This window comes from Paucibacter sediminis, from assembly GCF_030254645.1.
Lineage (GTDB): Bacteria > Pseudomonadota > Gammaproteobacteria > Burkholderiales > Burkholderiaceae_C > Paucibacter_B > Paucibacter_B sediminis.
Map to the genome: position 1 here is coordinate 358,671 of NZ_CP116346.1, position 13,879 is coordinate 372,549.

Sequence of the window (13,879 nt, forward strand, 5' to 3'; positions counted from 1 at the left end):
TTCGCTCGCTGGTAATGCTGTCTCCGTCAACAAGCTAGCGTCAAACAGGAACCCCTGCCCACTCCCAAACCTCTTGCGCGAGGGGTACAGCGGAGTCGTGCGCAGCCACCCGAAAGCCCTGTTGCTCCAGACTCCAACTCTGCTCACCAAGAATGTTCTCAACCCTATCGAAGTCAATGGCGGGCATGCTGTCTTTGGCCGGCATCATGATGAATAGGCCAAGTTGTTGGTCCGACAGCTTCTTAAGCTTCGCGTATGTGGACAGGTCTCGCGATGCCCGCAAGAAGTTCAGCTCAATGGTGTTAGGTGTCTTGTATACCGCGGATATGACGTTTCCGGCCTTGCCCTCAGGCTCAAGGTTGAACTCAAGCCAGTGAGCCTCGCCAGTGTTCTGGTCCTTTACCGCACGCTCTGGCTCGGTTGCTATTCGCTCATAAGCTAAGCCAGCGATTCTCTTCAGTTCATCGTTAACCAAGCGACGGACTGCAGCATTGTCCAAGCTGACGAAGTCACGCGTTTTCCGCTCGTCCCGAGGAATGAATGGAACCACATCAAAGTAGAGCCGATTGATGACAGCATCAATCGACGCTCCAGACGTCGTCCACAGGTCACCGAGAAACACAGCGCCTGTTTCGAATGGAACATCCTTGAGGGCAACCTTACTCTTCTGAGCTCGAAGAAGACCGTGCTCAGCAGCGTCGACAAGCGCGCGGATTTCGGCCACATCGTCACGACCGTACAAGCACTCAAACTTGGCAAGGTCGTCTAGAAGACGAAAGCTGAAACTGCCATCCATGCTGGCCACCGCAACGCCCACTGTGAATTGCTGGCGGGCAAACGGGTCGGGCTGCAGTTCAATGGTTGCCCACGTACCCTCGAAGGCAGCCGTAGGCACCGCAGCAGCATGTTGCAGCAGATGAGCGTATGGATCCGAACCCGCAGACAAAAACATGCTGTTCATACGATGCGCCCCAGTTGATTGGCAAGCCAGTCTGGATGAGCACGCTGCCCTAAGAATTGGAGGATAGCAGTGGCGGCAGCAACACCCTGAGCAGGGTCACCGTGCATGGCACAAATAAATTGCTGCAACGCCGGAGATGCCTTTTGGTACGCAGCCTCGTGCAGCTTAGAGGCAAGCACCATTGAAACTTCAAACTTTGTGTAGCCTGCGGCCTTCAATACTGAACGCGCTTCATTTCTCAGGCTCTGGTGACCCACAGTGATGTTGGCAGCCCAAACCAGCGAGTACAAGATGAACTCGTTATCAATGGGGACGTATTCACCTCCCCTGGTACGCAGGAAGTTGCCGGAGTGTCGATCCTGGTTCTCAACCCACGCATCAAACGCGGCAATGCGTGGCACATCGGGATGTTGGAAAGCCTTGGCTTTGCGCAGCCGCGCCAACCACTGCCAACGAGAACTGATGTGTTTGCCCTGCACGGTGGAAGCGCAGAAAGCCAGCGTATGCGTGTAGCCGAGCCAGTGTTGGTCAAGCTTCATGTGCCGGCGCAGCTTCTGCACGGGCAGCATCAGTACCGCGGCGAACGCTGGCCTTGGCAAGTCCAACGCTGCCGCGACGGACCAGCCGATGGCTTCCGTGAAGGGCATTGAATTACCCTGAGGGGCCGCCTTAACAAAGCACTTGTGCTCTTTACCGTCAGGGCCCGCAATTAGCGCCTGATGTGTAGTCAGGTTCAAACCTAGCGACGCCGCTGGGCCACGAAACTCGCGCCAGGCAGTGTCAGGCAATATTGGAATCATTGGCTCCCCATGTGTTCGCTGTCTTTGTCGAGCATGGTAATCCGCCCGGTGCATGTCCGGACCCGAAAAAACACCGACCCACGGGCGCCCTACTTGGCTGCGTGCCCCGGGGTCAGGTCTGCAATCTGAAGAACTAACCCTCAAATTCAGCTCCTCACGAAACTGCGCAACGAGCAGATGTATCGCTGGCATGGCTCGTGTGCGCCGAGGCACTGACCGCGTAGTAGCAGCCTATTTCCCCACCCTGCCCCGCTCCCGCCGCTGCGCCGCCGGGAACACCACCTCCTGCGCCAGCCAATGCTTGAACTTCAGCGTGTCCGGGTCCTGGGCCTTGGCCAGCAGTTCGAGCAGGGCCTCGGCCTGGATGCGGGCGGGCTGGCTATTCTTTTCGCCCAGGTGCACGCCGTCGGGACGCAGCTGTTGCAGCGTCTGATCGGCGGGCAGGCCGTGGATGAGCTTGCGCACATCGCTGATGCGCAGCCAGCGGAACTGCGCCGCGTCGTCGGCAATGTCCAGCATCTGGCCGCGGTGCACGAAATGGCGGCCGCTCACATCGCGATAGACCACCTCGGTGGTCTTGTGGCGCGCCATGCCCAGCAGGTCCAGGATCGGCCTGGCCAGCGCCACGCCCAGCAGCGGCGCGCCTACCACCAAGCCCACCGGCCCCAGCCAGCGCCATTGCAGATAGATCACGGCCGCGCAGGCCAAGAGGCGCAGCGCGATAGTGAGCAGGAGTTGCCGCATTGCTTGAAGATCAATCTTCGATAGCAAAGCTCAGCTCGGCGCGCTCCTGCAGGCGCCGCACCAGGGCCATGCCCATGGCGGCGCCGGGCGTCCACACGCCACCGGGTGTCATGCCACGCGTGATGTCCTGCAACAGGCACAGGGCCGCCTCGCTGATGAGCTTGCAGGTCGATCCATAGCCCGGGTCGCCCTGCCCCTTGACGCGCGCGGCTAGGCGCCGGCCGTCGGCCGTCTCGCCATGGAAGACGATCTCGTAGCGGCCCTTGCGCTGCTGTTCGGGGCTGGGGCCCTCGCCCGGCTTGGGCAGCACGAAGCGGCGCAGCAGGGCGCGCGTGGGCGCAAAGCCCAGCAGCCGCTCCTGCAGCCAGGCCGAGCGCGCCAGCAGGCGTGCGCGGCGCTCGCCCTGGCGGCCCTTGCCGGTGAGCAGGCGCTCGTCGTAGCGGAAGTCCCGCCCCCAGGGGTGGCCGCGCAAGGCATTCGTGCGGTGCACGTTCTTGGTGTTGATGACGGCCATCACGAAGGGGCCCGACCAGGCCTGGGCCTGCTCGTCGAACGCGGCTTGCTCGCCATCGGGCTGGGCCGGGCCGCGAAAGCCCGGCGTCACCGCGGTGAGCGCAAACGGATCGGCCATCAGGCGCGCCTGCTCGGGGTCGCGCCCCATCGCCTCGTAGCTGGCCAGGGCGCTGGCAATGGTGCCGCCCGAGGCGCCGCCCTTCAGCACCAGCACGCGGCCGCCCACGCGCGTGAGCGGCTCGCCGTAGCGGCGCAGCGCCTCGTCCTGCAGGAACAGCACGCCCAGATCGAAGGGGATGGAGTCGAAGCCGCAGGAAAAGGTGATGCGCGCGCCGCTGCGCTCGGCCGGCCCCTGCAGCTGCGGGATCATGGTGGCCATCCAGCCGGGCTCGCCGCACAGGTCCACATAATCGGTGCCCACCTCGGCGCAGGCGCGCACCAGGGCCTCGCCATGGCGCTGGTAGGGGCCCACGGTGGTGATCACGACCCGGGCCCGCGCCACCAGCTGCTTGAGGGCCTGCGGGTCCGCCGCGTCGGCCACCAGCAGCGGCAGGGTGGCGGGCGCGCCGATCTGCGCGCGCACCTCGGCCAGCTTGGCGGCGCTGCGCCCGGCCATCGCCCAGCTCAGTTCGCCACCCACGCCGTAGCGCCGGTTCAGGTAGTCCGCCACCAGCCGGCCGGTGAAGCCGCTGGCACCGAAGACGATCAGGTCGTAATGCATCGCCTATGCTCGCACAAGGTTCTGCAGCTTTTGCAAGGTGGCCCAGTTGCGCGAGGTGCTGAGCGTGCCGGCCGCGCGCGTGAAGGCCTTGAGCATGGGGCTTTCCAGGATGCCGCTGCCGCAGCACAGATAGGCCCGCTTGTCTTGCACGGCCAGGCGATCCACGCCCCAATCCTGCTGCGCCAGTGGCAAGGCCGGTGTGAGCGCCTGCTCGGCAAATGCGATCAGGAAGCGCGAGGGTTCGTCCACCGCATCGGGCCAGGGGTTGCCGGCCAGGGCGGCGTCCAGCTCCGCGGCGGTGATCACCACCACGGCACAGTCCACGCCGAGCTGCGCGGCGATGGCCTGCTGCAGCTCTTGGCGCAGCGCCAGTGCGTCGCGGCGCGCCGACTCGAACACCAGATTGCCACTGTTCAGCAGGGTCGCCACCCGGCCATGGCCCAGGCCCTCGGCGAGGGCGCGCAGCTCGGCCATGGCGATGCGCTTGGCGCGGCCGACATTGATGCCGCGCAGCAGGGCGATGTAGCGGCTCATGCCTTCTCGAACCGCACTGAGGGCTTGTTGCGCACCACCACCGTGCCGGCCAGCTTGTCGTGCCAGCCCTGCTTGCGCGGGTCCAGGCCGACCCAGATCAGGCCCATGAACAGCGGAATGGCGGCGAGGTAATAGCCCAGGTAGCGCAGCAGCAGCTGGCCGGTGCTGGGCTTGCCGCCGCTGCGGGCATCGACGATGCGCGCACCGATCGCCAGCTTGCCGGGCGTGGCCTGGCGTGCCAGCCAGAACAGGATCACCGCCACCGCCGGCAGCACAAAGGAGAGCAGGAAGTCCGCCGGCCCCTGGACCAGGCTGGTGCCGCTCCAATAGGCCTTGCCATAGATGAGCTGCAGGGCCGGGTAGATCAGGGCGGCGATGATGGCGGTGTCGATCAGCGAGGCCCAGAGCCGCAGCCAGAAGCCAACGTATTCGAGTTCGGGCTGCTGAGCTTGGTTTTGCATGGATGACAAGGGCGCTGCGTGGCTGAGAAGCGCATTGTGGCCGCATGGTCGTGGCAGCAGGCAAAATCGATGCACCATGCAGCGCCGCCAATTGCTCACCCTCGCCAGCCTGCTGGCCACCGCCCTGCCCGGCCGGGCCCAGACCGCACCGGAGCCCGCCGAGCCCTGGCAGGAGCGGCCCGAGTTGCAGGCGCTGTTCGGCCAGCACAACACCGTGGGCACGCTGGTGGTGTTCGACACCGCCACGCGCCGCTGGCAGGTGGTGAACGCCGCGCGCGCCTACGAGCGCTTCATCCCGGCCTCCACCTTCAAGATCCCCAACACCCTGATTGCCCTGGACACCGGCGAGGCCATCGACGACCGCCACCCCTATGCCTGGGACGGCCAGCGCCGCTGGCTGGACGACTGGAACCGCGACCAGACGCTCACCAGCGCCTTCCGCGTCTCGGCCGTGTGGGTCTACCAGGACATCGCGCGCCATGTGGGCGCGGCACGCATGCAGCGCTATCTGCAGGCCATGCGCTACGGCAATGCGCGCATCGGCCCCCGGCTCGACAGCTTCTGGCTGGACGGCGATCTGCGCATCTCGGCGGTGGAGCAGGTGGAGTTCCTGCGCCGCCTGAATGAGGGCCGCTTGCCGCTTGCGGCGCGCACGCTGGAGCTGGGCAAGCGCGTGATGCTGCGCGAGCAGGCCAAGGATGGCGCCTGGCGGCTCTATGCCAAGACCGGCTGGGCCAATGACGTGAAGCCAGCGGTGGGCTGGTATGTGGGCTGGCTGGAGCGCGCGGACGGCACGGCCTGCAGTTTCGCGCTCAACCTCGAGATGCGCCGCGACGCGCTGGCCCCGCAGCGCGAGGCCATCGCCAGGGCCATGCTCAGGGAGCTGGGTCTGTTGGACTGAGCCCGCTCAGCCAGCGCACCGTGTCCTCGATCAGATGGCCCGAGATGCTGAAGCGCGGCGGCACGCCGGGCAGGGCATCGATGGGGAACCAGGCCGCCTCCTCGATCTCGCCCGGCTGCGGCACGATCTCGCCGCCCGCCCACTCGGCCGTGTAGGCCACCATCAGGCTGTGCGGGAAGGGCCAGCTCTGGCTGCCGTAGTAGCGCAGGTTCTTCACCTGCACGCCCACCTCCTCGGCCACCTCGCGGTGCAGGCATTGCTCCAGCGATTCGCCCGCCTCGACGAAACCGGCCAGCGCGCTGAAGTAACCGGGCTTGAACTGCGGGCCGCGCGCCAGCAGCAGCTCGGGCACGCGCCCGGCCGGGCGCCGCCACAGCAGCGCCATCATCGCGGGGCTGAGGCGCGGATAGGCCACCTGCGCGCAGGCCGGGCAGCGGCGCGCGCGCTCATGTGCCAGCCGCTCGGTGGGCGTGCCGCAGACGCCGCAGAAGGCGTGCGCGCGGTCCCACTCCAGCACCTGGGCGGCGCGGCCGGCCACCGCCATCAGGGGCTCGGGCAGGGCCATCATGGCGGCGCGCAGCGGCATGGGCTGGCGGTCTGCGGGCAGCTCTGCCAGGCGCAGGGTCCAGCAGTCCAGCCCATCCAGCCGGCCCAGGTAATGGCGTTGCGCCGCAGCTTCCTCTGGCGCGATGCGCAGCCCGGCCTCCAGGGGCAGGTCCACCGGCAGCAAGACCTGACCCTCGAAAAAAACGAAATGCCAGGCCTGGGCGCTGGCGGGCTCGTCGGGCTGAACGGCAGGGATGAAGTGCATGGATGAATGGAAAAAGGCTATCGATGCGGGCGGCTGGCGGCCACTGTATCGGAAGGCCGCGCCTGCAGGCCCTGGGCCAGGTGCTCGACCAGCGCCCGCACACGCTGCGGCATGAAGCGCTGGCTGGGCATCACCGCGTGCAGGGGCAGGCGGTCGCCGATCCAGTCGGGAAACAGGTTCACCAGCAGGCCCTGGGCGAGGCTGGCGCGCACGTCCAGCTCGCTCTTGTAGACCACGCCCAGGCCCGCCAGCGCCCAGCCATGGGCGATCTCGCCATCGTCGGTGCTGCGCCGCCCCTGCACCGGCACCGCCAGCACCGGCCCCTCGTCGCTCTGGCGGAAGCGCCATTGGCGCTCATGGCGGTTGCGGATCTTGAAGGTCAGGCATTCGCAGGCGCTCAGCTCGCTCGGATGCGCCGGCCGGCCATGGCGCTGCAGAAAGGCCGGGCTGGCGACGGCCAGCCGGTTCACCTCGGTGAGCTTGCGCGCCACCAGGCCGGAATCGGCCAGCAGGCCATAGCGGATCGCCACGTCGACCTCGTCCTTGTAGATGTCCAGCAGCGAATCGCCGACGCTGAGGTGCAACGCCACGCCGGGGTGCCTCAGCATGAAGGCATCAAGCAGGGGCAGCAGCTGGCGGCGCGTCAGGTCGCTGGAGGCGCTCATGCGGATGCGGCCGCGCAGGCGCGCGTCGGCGGCCCGGCCCTTGGCCCGGCCGCCTTGCTGCTCCTCGCTCACCAGGGCCACCCCCTCGTCCAGCAGCTCCAGCGCGCGCTGGCCATAGTCGCGCAGCTGCTCGCCCGCGGCGCTCAGGCGCAGCGCACGCGTGCTGCGCTCCACCAGGCGCACGCCCAGGCGCGCCTCCAGCTTCTTGAGCATGGCACTGGCGGCCGCCGGCGTGATCTGCATGACCCGGGAGGCGGCCGTCAGGCTGCCGCCGCGGGCGCATTCCACGAGCAGCCTCAGCTCATCCGTATTTTCAATTTTCATTTGAAACTGATTGTCGATCCAGCCTATTTTTCGGAAAGCATTGAAGCACCAAGATAGCGGCCATCGCAACCTGTTTTTCTTTCCTTGAGGAGCTGATCCATGAAAGCCGTTGGCTATTACCAGAACCTGCCGCTGCAGGCCGCCGAGTCCCTGCTGGACCTGGACCTGCCCGCCCCCACCCCCGGCCCGCGCGATCTGCTGGTGGAGGTGAGCGCCATCGCCGTCAACCCGGTGGACGTGAAGGTGCGCATGAGCCGCCCCGCCCCCGATGCCGGCAGCCCGGTGCTGCTGGGCTGGGACGCGGTGGGCGTGGTGCGCGCCATCGGCGCCGAGGTGAGCGGTTTTGCGCCGGGCGACCGGGTCTGGTATGCCGGCGAGATCAACCGCCCCGGCAGCTATGCCCAGCTGCAATGCGTGGATCACCGCATCGCCGCGCTCGCGCCCAAGACCTTGAGCGATGCCCAGGCCGCCGCCCTGCCGCTCACCGCCATCACCGCCTGGGAGCTGCTGTTCGAGCGCCTGCAGGTGCAAGCCAGACCCGAGCGGCCGGTGAGCCTGCTGGTGACGGGTGCGGGCGGCGGCGTGGGTTCCATCCTGGTGCAGCTGGCACGCCGGCTGGCGCCGCAGCTGACCGTGATCGCCACGGCCTCGCGGCCCGAGTCGGCGGCCTGGCTGCGCGAGCTGGGCGCGCACCATGTGATCGACCACACGCAGGCCCTCGCTCCGCAGATTGCAGCGCTGGGCGCGCCCTCGCTACGTTATGCCGCCAGCCTGACGCACACGCCGCTGCATTTCAACGACATCGTCGCCGCGCTGGAGCCGCAGGGCCGCATCGGCATGATCGACGACTTCGCGCCCGATGCGCTGAACGTGATGGCGCTGAAGGGCAAGAGCCTGTCGCTGCACTGGGAGATGATGTTTGTGCGCCCCTTGCATGCCACGCACGACCTCGCTGAGGTTGGCCAGCTGCTGGCCGAGGTGGCGCGCCTGGCCGATGCCGGCGCGCTGCGCAGCACCCTCAGCGAGGTGCTGGGCCCCATCAATGCCGCGACGCTGAAGCGCGCCCATGCGCTGCTGGAGGGCCAGCACACGCGCGGCAAGCTGGTGCTGCAGGGCTTCTAGCGGCCTCTTGCGCGGCTCAGCAGCACCAGGGCCACGCCGCCCAGGATGGCCAGCGAGGCCAGGGTCAGGCGCAGCGTGGGCAGCTCGGCCAGCAGCAGCGCGCCGCCCAGCGCCGCCAGCGGCGGCACCAGCAGCTGCACGCTGGCGGCGCGCAGGGCACCCAGCCCCGGCAGGGCCGCGTACCAGAGCACATAGCCCAGCCCCGAGCTGAGCGCCCCCGAGGCCATGCCCAGCAGCAGGCCCTGGGTCTGCAGCTGCAGCTGGCCCTGCATCAGCAAGCTCATCAGGAGCGCCAGCGGCGTGGCGCACAGGAAGTTGCGCGCCGTGCTGGCCAGCGGGTTGCCGCTGGCACGCCGGCCGCGCAAGGAATAGACGCCCCAGGCCGCCCCGGCCACCCCCATCAGCAGCGCCCCCAGCGGCGCCGGTGCTGCCACCCCGGGCGCCACCAGATAGAGCAGGCCCGCCAGGGCCAGGCCCAGGCCGACCCAGGCCTGCGGCGCGAAGCGCTCGCCGGCCCGCAGGCCGGCGCCGAACATGGTCAGCTGCACCGCGCCGAACAGGATCAGCGCGCCCGTGCCGGCGCTGAGCGTCAGGTAGGCGAAGGAGAAGCCCGCCACATAGAGCCACAGCATCAGCACCGCCAGCCAGTCGGTGGCCAGCGCCGCGGCCTCGGCGGCGCGCCAGCGCATCAGCACCGCCAGCATGGCCGCGCCCGAGGCCAGGCGCACGCTGGCAAAGCTGGCCGGGTCGATACTGGCCTGCTGCAGCGCGGCCCGGCACAGCAGCGAATTGGCGGCAAAGGCCAGCATGGCCAGGGCGGTGAGCAGCAGGGTGCGGCGCGCGATCATGGGGGCATCACAGATGCGCCAGCAAGATCCACAGCGCCCCGCCCAGCAGGGCCAGGCCCAGCGGCGCGCTGATGCGGCGCCCCCAGGGCAGGTTCTTCTCGATCGCCATCAGCAGGGCCAGCAGCAGCATCCAGCCCAGATTGCCCATGCCCACCACGAACATCAGCAGCATCAGGGCCCAGCAGCAGCCCACGCAGAACAGGCCATGGTGGGCGCCCAGCGCAAAGGCCTGGCGCGCCGGGTGGCGGCCGCGCCAATGCTCGATCACGAAGCTCAGCGGCGTGCGGCATTTGTCCAGGCAACGGTGCTTGAGCGCACTGAACTGGAAGGCGCCGGCCAGGGCAAAGCTCAGCGCGCCGACGGCCCAGGCATTCCAGGCCAGCCAGGGCAGGCGGTCCACGCCGGCCAGCAGCAACTCCTGCAGGCCATGGGCGGCGAGGCCGAACAGGCCCCAGACCGCCAGATAGCCCAGGCCCAGCAGCGCCAGCAGGCGCGGCCGGTCGGCGCGCCCGTCGCTGACGCGCGCGAAGGCATCGAACAGCGGCAAGGTGGTGGGCAGCATCATCGCCGTGATCATCAGCGCCCAGGCCAGGCCATGCAGCAGCCAGGTGGCGCCGGGCACGGCGCGACACAGCTGCGCCAGCGGCCCCTCGCCGCCCCACTCGCCATGCTCGAGATAGCGGCCATAGGGGCTGGCCGCCCAGGCCCACAGCGCCGCCCAGGCCAGCGCGGCCAGGGCCAGCAGCAGGGGCACGAGGACGCGCCGGTGGCGCGCCATCCGGGCATCAGGCATCGAACACGAAGGTGCTCTGCAGGGCGTTGTGGTTCTTCAGGTTCAGGTCTATGCCCAGGGCCGCGTTCTTGGAGCGGTAGCTGGGCGCCTTGCCCACGTACACCGGCGCGCCCGGCACGGTGGAGAACACCGTCTCGGCCAGCGTGGTCTTGGCGCCGCTGGCGCCCACATAGGGCTCGAGCTCGGCGTAGTAGTCCGTGCCGATCTCCAGCTTGCCGCTGCCGCCCTGCACGGTGAACTTGATGTCGGCACGCTCCACCGATACCACCTTGCCGATCAACTTGGCCAGATCGGCCACCGGCCCGCCGGCCTGGCCGGTGTAGACCTTCAGCAAGGCGTCTTCCTGGGCCTTGCTGGCGTTCTGGTCGACGAAGATGGCCGCCGTCCAGTTGCCCTGCAGGATGTTGCCGGGCACATGGGCCACGGCGGCGATGGTGAGGCCGCTGACATCCACGCCCTCGATGAGCCCCTTGTCGACACGCCAGGCGACGATGGTGTCGCAGGTCCCGAAATCGGGGTCTTCGCCGATCCAGCAAGGGCACAGCACCTTGCAGTTGCAGACCTCCAGCAAACGCCCTTCGAGGTGGTAGCCCATGGAAACCCCCTTACCTTGCCTTGCTTCGCACGCCGCGCCGCGACCGCGACAGGGCCTGGCGATGCTACGCCCGGGCCGGCGCAGCAACCAGTGCCGCGCCCCTGCACTCTAGGGGTCTTAGAAGTGGATGCCGCGCATCATCTGCTGCAGCGCGATCGCCTCGGCCGAGAGCTGCGGCTTGCCGCCCTTCTCGCCCTTGGCGGCATCGCTGTCGGGGAACATGCGGAAGCTGGTGTTCATGACGATCTGGGCCACGCGCGGCACCAGCGCATGCATCAGCTCGCCGGTGATGCCCAGCCGGGTGGCGATGCGCACCGGCTTGCTGATGCAGGCCTGGGCGATCATGTCGGCCGCTTCCTCGGGCGCCAGCGTCGGCACGTTGTTGTAGATCTTGGTGGGCGCGATCATGGGCGTGCGCACCAGCGGCATGTTGATGGTGGTGAAGGTGATGCCGAGGTCCGCATATTCGCTGGAGGCGCAACGCGTCCAGGCATCCAGCGCCGCCTTGGAAGCCACATAGGCCGAGAAGCGCGGCGCGTTGGTGAGCACGCCGATGCTGGAGATATTCACCACATGACCCTTGCGCTTGGCCACCATGCCGGGCAAGAGGCCCATGGTGACACGCAGGCAACCAAAATAGTTCAGCTGCATGGTGCGCTCGAAATCGTGGAAGCGATCGTAGCTGCTCTCGATGGCGCGGCGGATCGAGCGGCCGGCGTTGTTGATGAGGAAGTCGATGCCGCCGAAGTTCTCGTTGATCCAGGCCACCATGGCGGCGCAGCTCTCCTCGTTGGCGATGTCGGCCGAGAAGCTGTGCACCTGCGCCTCCTTGCCGGCGGCGGCCTTGATCTCCTTCACCGCCTCGGCCAGCTTGACCTCGTCGCGCGCGCAGATCAGGGTGATGGCGCCGGCCTCGGCGAACTTGATCGCCGCTGCCAGGCCGATGCCCGAGGAGCCGCCCGTCACCAGCACCACCTTGCCGGCCACCGTGCCCTTGAGGCTGCGGTCGATCAGCACGTCCGGGTCGAGATGGCGCTCCCAGTAGTCCCACAGGCGCCAGGCGTAATCCTTCAGGTTCGGGCAGGCCACACCCGAGCCCTTGAGGGCCGCCTCGGTCTCGCGGCAGTCGAAGCGGGTCGGGTAGTTGATGAAGGTGAGCATGTCCTCGGGCAGGCCCAGGTCCTTCATCACCGCGTTGCGGATGCGCCGCACCGGCGCCAGCGCCATCAGGCCCTTCTTCACGCTCTTGGGGATGAAGCCCAGGAGCGCGGCGTTGACGAACAGATTCATCTTCGGCGCATGCGCGGCCTTGGAGAAGATGTCCAGCACGTCGCCGACGCGGTAGCCCACCGGATCCACCAAGTGGAAGCAGCCGCCGCTCTTCTTCTGCTGGTGGCTGATGTGGTCCAGCGCATCCACCACGAAGTCCACCGGCACGATGTTGACGCGCCCGCCTTCCAGGCCGATCGAGGGCATCCAGGGCGGCAGGATCTGGCGCAGGCGCTGGATCGGCTTGAAGAAGTAGTAGGGCCCGTCGATCTTGTCCATCTGGCCGGTCGTGGAGTCGCCCACCACCATGGCCGGGCGGTACACCGTCCAGGGCTTCTTGCACTCCTTGCGCACGATCTTCTCGCTCTCGTGCTTGGTGCTGAAGTAGGGGTGATCGAGGTTCTCGGCCTCATCGAACATGTCCTCGCGGAACACGCCCTCGTAGAGGCCGGCGGCGGCGATCGAGCTCACATGGTGGACATGGCCGGCATCGATGGCCTGGGCAAACTCCACCATGCTGCGGGTGCCGTCGATATTGGCCCGGATCTGGCTCTCCTCATCGGCCTTGAGGTCGTAGACCGCGGCGAGGTGGTAGACATGGTCGATGCTGCCCTTCAGCGCCTTGATCTGCTCGGCGCTCACGCCCAGCTTCTTGGCGGTGAGATCTCCATAGACCGGAATCGCGCGGGTCTTGGCCACGCCCCAGTACTCCAGCAGTTCGGGCAGCTTCTCGGCGCTCTCCTGGCGCAGCAGGAAGTACACCGTGCTGCCGCGGCGTGTGAGCAATTTCTTGACCAAACGCTTGCCGATGAAGCCGGTGGCACCCGTGACGAAGTACTGCATGCTGTCTCCTGATCTGTTGGACTGTCTAACCCTGGATGATCGCTCTGATTCTTGTCGATTCCGCGCGCGCACCTGCTGCGCGCTTTCCCCAAGCCGCCGCTGGATAGAGGCCACGCACTAGCTTTGCGCGCCCAATCCTTGAGCGCCGGCCCTATAGTGAAGCCTGCACACCGCGCATCAAGCGCCCGGTGGCGCCACCCCATCAAAGGACTCACTCATGGTCAAGAAGCTGCAAAAACTCGCCGCCAAGAAGAAGCCTGCCGCCGGCAATGGCTTCGCCGATGCCTTGGGCGGTGCCCTGCCCGCCGGCCTGCTGGACAACCACCTCGCGCAGGCGGTGAAGGACTCGGCGCAACAGATCTGGGCCGCCGGCCTGGGCGCGTTCTCCAAGGCGCAGGGTGAAGGCGGCAAGGTGTTCGAAGCGCTCGTCAAGGAGGGCCTGAACTTGCAGAAGAAAACCCAATCCGCCGCTGAGACCAAGCTCAGCGCCGTGGCCAGCAAGGTCACCGGCATGGCCGGCGATGTCGGCGCCAAGGCCGGCCAGCACTGGGACAAGCTGGAGTCCATCTTCGAGGAGCGCGTGGCTCGCGCGCTGAACCGCCTGGGCGTGCCCAGCGCCAAGGACATCGACTCGCTGATCGCCCGCATCGACGCGCTCAGCGTGGCGGTCGGCGTGGCACCGGCCAAGAAGGCTGCCGCGCCGAAGAAGGCCGCTGCCAAGCCCGCCGCCAAGAAGGTGGCCGCCAAGGCGCCTGCCAAGAAGGCCGCCGCTAAAACGCCGACGAAGGCTCCGGTGAAGGCCCCGGCGAAAGCGGTCGTGAAGGCCGCCGCCAAGAAGGCCGTCGCGAAGAAGACCGCGCCCGCCGCCGAGGCCGCCAGCCCGCAAGCCTGAAGCAGCAGCCCCTCGAGTCCCGTAGTACCGCATGCCCAGCCGCCGCTCCGCCCGCCCGCCTCGCGTTGACAACAAGACGAAG

Annotated in this window: 15 protein-coding genes; 3 read left to right on the plus strand and 12 right to left on the minus strand. The window is 67.6% G+C overall.

Annotation, left to right across the window (positions count from 1 at the left end; translation table 11 throughout):
* Nucleotides 1-40: 40 nt before the first annotated feature.
* From PFX98_RS01670 to PFX98_RS01695, 6 genes are all read right to left on the minus strand, one after another.
* Nucleotides 41-961 (minus strand): hypothetical protein, encoded by a 921-nt coding sequence (locus PFX98_RS01670; protein WP_285233438.1) that lies wholly within the window; start codon nt 959-961, stop codon nt 41-43.
* A complete protein-coding gene (locus tag PFX98_RS01675; RefSeq protein WP_285233439.1) occupies nt 958-1,608 on the minus strand; it encodes a hypothetical protein in 651 nt (216 codons plus the stop codon). Before PFX98_RS01675 ends, PFX98_RS01670 begins: the two co-directional genes overlap by 4 nt.
* Before the next feature lie 384 nt (nt 1,609-1,992).
* Nucleotides 1,993-2,505, minus strand: a complete 513-nt coding sequence (locus tag PFX98_RS01680) for a hypothetical protein (protein ID WP_285233440.1) — start codon at nt 2,503-2,505, stop codon at nt 1,993-1,995.
* Between the two features lie 10 nt (nt 2,506-2,515).
* Nucleotides 2,516-3,739: a saccharopine dehydrogenase family protein gene (locus PFX98_RS01685; RefSeq protein ID WP_285233441.1), complete on the minus strand. Its 1,224-nt coding sequence runs from the start codon at nt 3,737-3,739 to the stop codon at nt 2,516-2,518.
* Nucleotides 3,740-3,742: 3 nt separating this feature from the next.
* On the minus strand, nt 3,743-4,273 hold the full coding sequence (locus tag PFX98_RS01690; RefSeq protein WP_285233442.1) for a DUF1697 domain-containing protein: 531 nt from the start codon (nt 4,271-4,273) through the stop codon (nt 3,743-3,745).
* Nucleotides 4,270-4,734, minus strand: a complete 465-nt coding sequence (locus tag PFX98_RS01695) for an RDD family protein (protein WP_285233443.1) — start codon at nt 4,732-4,734, stop codon at nt 4,270-4,272. The genes PFX98_RS01690 and PFX98_RS01695 overlap by 4 nt, the downstream gene beginning before the upstream one ends.
* 76 nt (nt 4,735-4,810) lie before the next feature.
* Between PFX98_RS01695 and blaOXA the strand changes: the two genes are divergently transcribed.
* Nucleotides 4,811-5,635, plus strand: coding sequence for a class D beta-lactamase (blaOXA, locus tag PFX98_RS01700; protein WP_285233444.1), 825 nt, complete (start codon nt 4,811-4,813; stop codon nt 5,633-5,635).
* Here blaOXA and nudC read toward each other — a convergent pair.
* Together nudC and PFX98_RS01710 are read right to left on the minus strand one after the other, a co-directional pair.
* A complete protein-coding gene (gene nudC, locus PFX98_RS01705; protein WP_285233445.1) occupies nt 5,610-6,446 on the minus strand; it encodes an NAD(+) diphosphatase in 837 nt (278 codons plus the stop codon). The genes blaOXA and nudC overlap by 26 nt on opposite strands.
* Nucleotides 6,447-6,463: 17 nt before the next feature.
* Nucleotides 6,464-7,435, minus strand: coding sequence for a LysR family transcriptional regulator (locus PFX98_RS01710; protein WP_285233446.1), 972 nt, complete (start codon nt 7,433-7,435; stop codon nt 6,464-6,466).
* A gap of 99 nt (nt 7,436-7,534) precedes the next feature.
* Between PFX98_RS01710 and PFX98_RS01715 the strand changes: the two genes are divergently transcribed.
* Nucleotides 7,535-8,557, plus strand: a complete 1,023-nt coding sequence (locus PFX98_RS01715) for a zinc-binding alcohol dehydrogenase family protein (RefSeq protein ID WP_285233447.1) — start codon at nt 7,535-7,537, stop codon at nt 8,555-8,557.
* Here the strand turns inward: PFX98_RS01715 and PFX98_RS01720 are convergent.
* The 4 genes from PFX98_RS01720 to PFX98_RS01735 all read right to left on the minus strand — a co-directional run bounded on the left by PFX98_RS01720 (nt 8,554) and on the right by PFX98_RS01735 (nt 12,905).
* Nucleotides 8,554-9,405 carry a DMT family transporter gene (locus PFX98_RS01720; RefSeq protein WP_285233448.1) on the minus strand — a complete coding sequence of 284 codons (852 nt, stop codon included), beginning with the start codon at nt 9,403-9,405 and terminating at the stop codon, nt 8,554-8,556. The genes PFX98_RS01715 and PFX98_RS01720 overlap by 4 nt on opposite strands.
* Before the next feature lie 7 nt (nt 9,406-9,412).
* Nucleotides 9,413-10,198, minus strand: coding sequence for a DUF2182 domain-containing protein (locus PFX98_RS01725; protein WP_285233449.1), 786 nt, complete (start codon nt 10,196-10,198; stop codon nt 9,413-9,415).
* The gene (locus tag PFX98_RS01730; protein WP_285233450.1) at nt 10,191-10,793 is read right to left on the minus strand and encodes a DUF1326 domain-containing protein; all 603 of its coding nucleotides are present in this window, start codon (nt 10,791-10,793) and stop codon (nt 10,191-10,193) included. The genes PFX98_RS01725 and PFX98_RS01730 overlap by 8 nt, the downstream gene beginning before the upstream one ends.
* 117 nt (nt 10,794-10,910) lie before the next feature.
* The gene (locus PFX98_RS01735) at nt 10,911-12,905 is read right to left on the minus strand and encodes an SDR family oxidoreductase (RefSeq protein ID WP_285233451.1); all 1,995 of its coding nucleotides are present in this window, start codon (nt 12,903-12,905) and stop codon (nt 10,911-10,913) included.
* A 217-nt stretch (nt 12,906-13,122) separates the two neighbouring features.
* On the opposite strand from PFX98_RS01735, the gene PFX98_RS01740 reads away from it, so the two are divergent.
* Entirely contained in the window at nt 13,123-13,797 is a 675-nt protein-coding gene (locus PFX98_RS01740; RefSeq protein ID WP_285233452.1) for a phasin family protein, read from the plus strand.
* The last annotated feature ends 82 nt before the right edge of the window (nt 13,798-13,879 follow it).

What these genes read in the sequence shown, in the direction of transcription:
- PFX98_RS01695 (WP_285233443.1), bottom strand. Translation starts at nt 4,734, where the DNA reads ATGCAAAACCAAGCTCAGCAGCCCGAACTCGAATACGTTGGCTTCTGG.
- PFX98_RS01735 (WP_285233451.1), bottom strand. Translation starts at nt 12,905, where the DNA reads ATGCAGTACTTCGTCACGGGTGCCACCGGCTTCATCGGCAAGCGTTTG.
- nudC (WP_285233445.1), bottom strand. Translation starts at nt 6,446, where the DNA reads ATGCACTTCATCCCTGCCGTTCAGCCCGACGAGCCCGCCAGCGCCCAG.
- PFX98_RS01685 (WP_285233441.1), bottom strand. Translation starts at nt 3,739, where the DNA reads ATGCATTACGACCTGATCGTCTTCGGTGCCAGCGGCTTCACCGGCCGG.
- PFX98_RS01710 (WP_285233446.1), bottom strand. Translation starts at nt 7,435, where the DNA reads ATGAAAATTGAAAATACGGATGAGCTGAGGCTGCTCGTGGAATGCGCC.
- PFX98_RS01675 (WP_285233439.1), bottom strand. Translation starts at nt 1,608, where the DNA reads ATGCCCTTCACGGAAGCCATCGGCTGGTCCGTCGCGGCAGCGTTGGAC.
- PFX98_RS01670 (WP_285233438.1), bottom strand. Translation starts at nt 961, where the DNA reads ATGAACAGCATGTTTTTGTCTGCGGGTTCGGATCCATACGCTCATCTG.
- PFX98_RS01725 (WP_285233449.1), bottom strand. Translation starts at nt 10,198, where the DNA reads ATGCCTGATGCCCGGATGGCGCGCCACCGGCGCGTCCTCGTGCCCCTG.
- PFX98_RS01690 (WP_285233442.1), bottom strand. Translation starts at nt 4,273, where the DNA reads ATGAGCCGCTACATCGCCCTGCTGCGCGGCATCAATGTCGGCCGCGCC.
- PFX98_RS01740 (WP_285233452.1), top strand. Translation starts at nt 13,123, where the DNA reads ATGGTCAAGAAGCTGCAAAAACTCGCCGCCAAGAAGAAGCCTGCCGCC.
- PFX98_RS01730 (WP_285233450.1), bottom strand. Translation starts at nt 10,793, where the DNA reads ATGGGCTACCACCTCGAAGGGCGTTTGCTGGAGGTCTGCAACTGCAAG.
- PFX98_RS01680 (WP_285233440.1), bottom strand. Translation starts at nt 2,505, where the DNA reads ATGCGGCAACTCCTGCTCACTATCGCGCTGCGCCTCTTGGCCTGCGCG.
- PFX98_RS01720 (WP_285233448.1), bottom strand. Translation starts at nt 9,405, where the DNA reads ATGATCGCGCGCCGCACCCTGCTGCTCACCGCCCTGGCCATGCTGGCC.
- blaOXA (WP_285233444.1), top strand. Translation starts at nt 4,811, where the DNA reads ATGCAGCGCCGCCAATTGCTCACCCTCGCCAGCCTGCTGGCCACCGCC.
- PFX98_RS01715 (WP_285233447.1), top strand. Translation starts at nt 7,535, where the DNA reads ATGAAAGCCGTTGGCTATTACCAGAACCTGCCGCTGCAGGCCGCCGAG.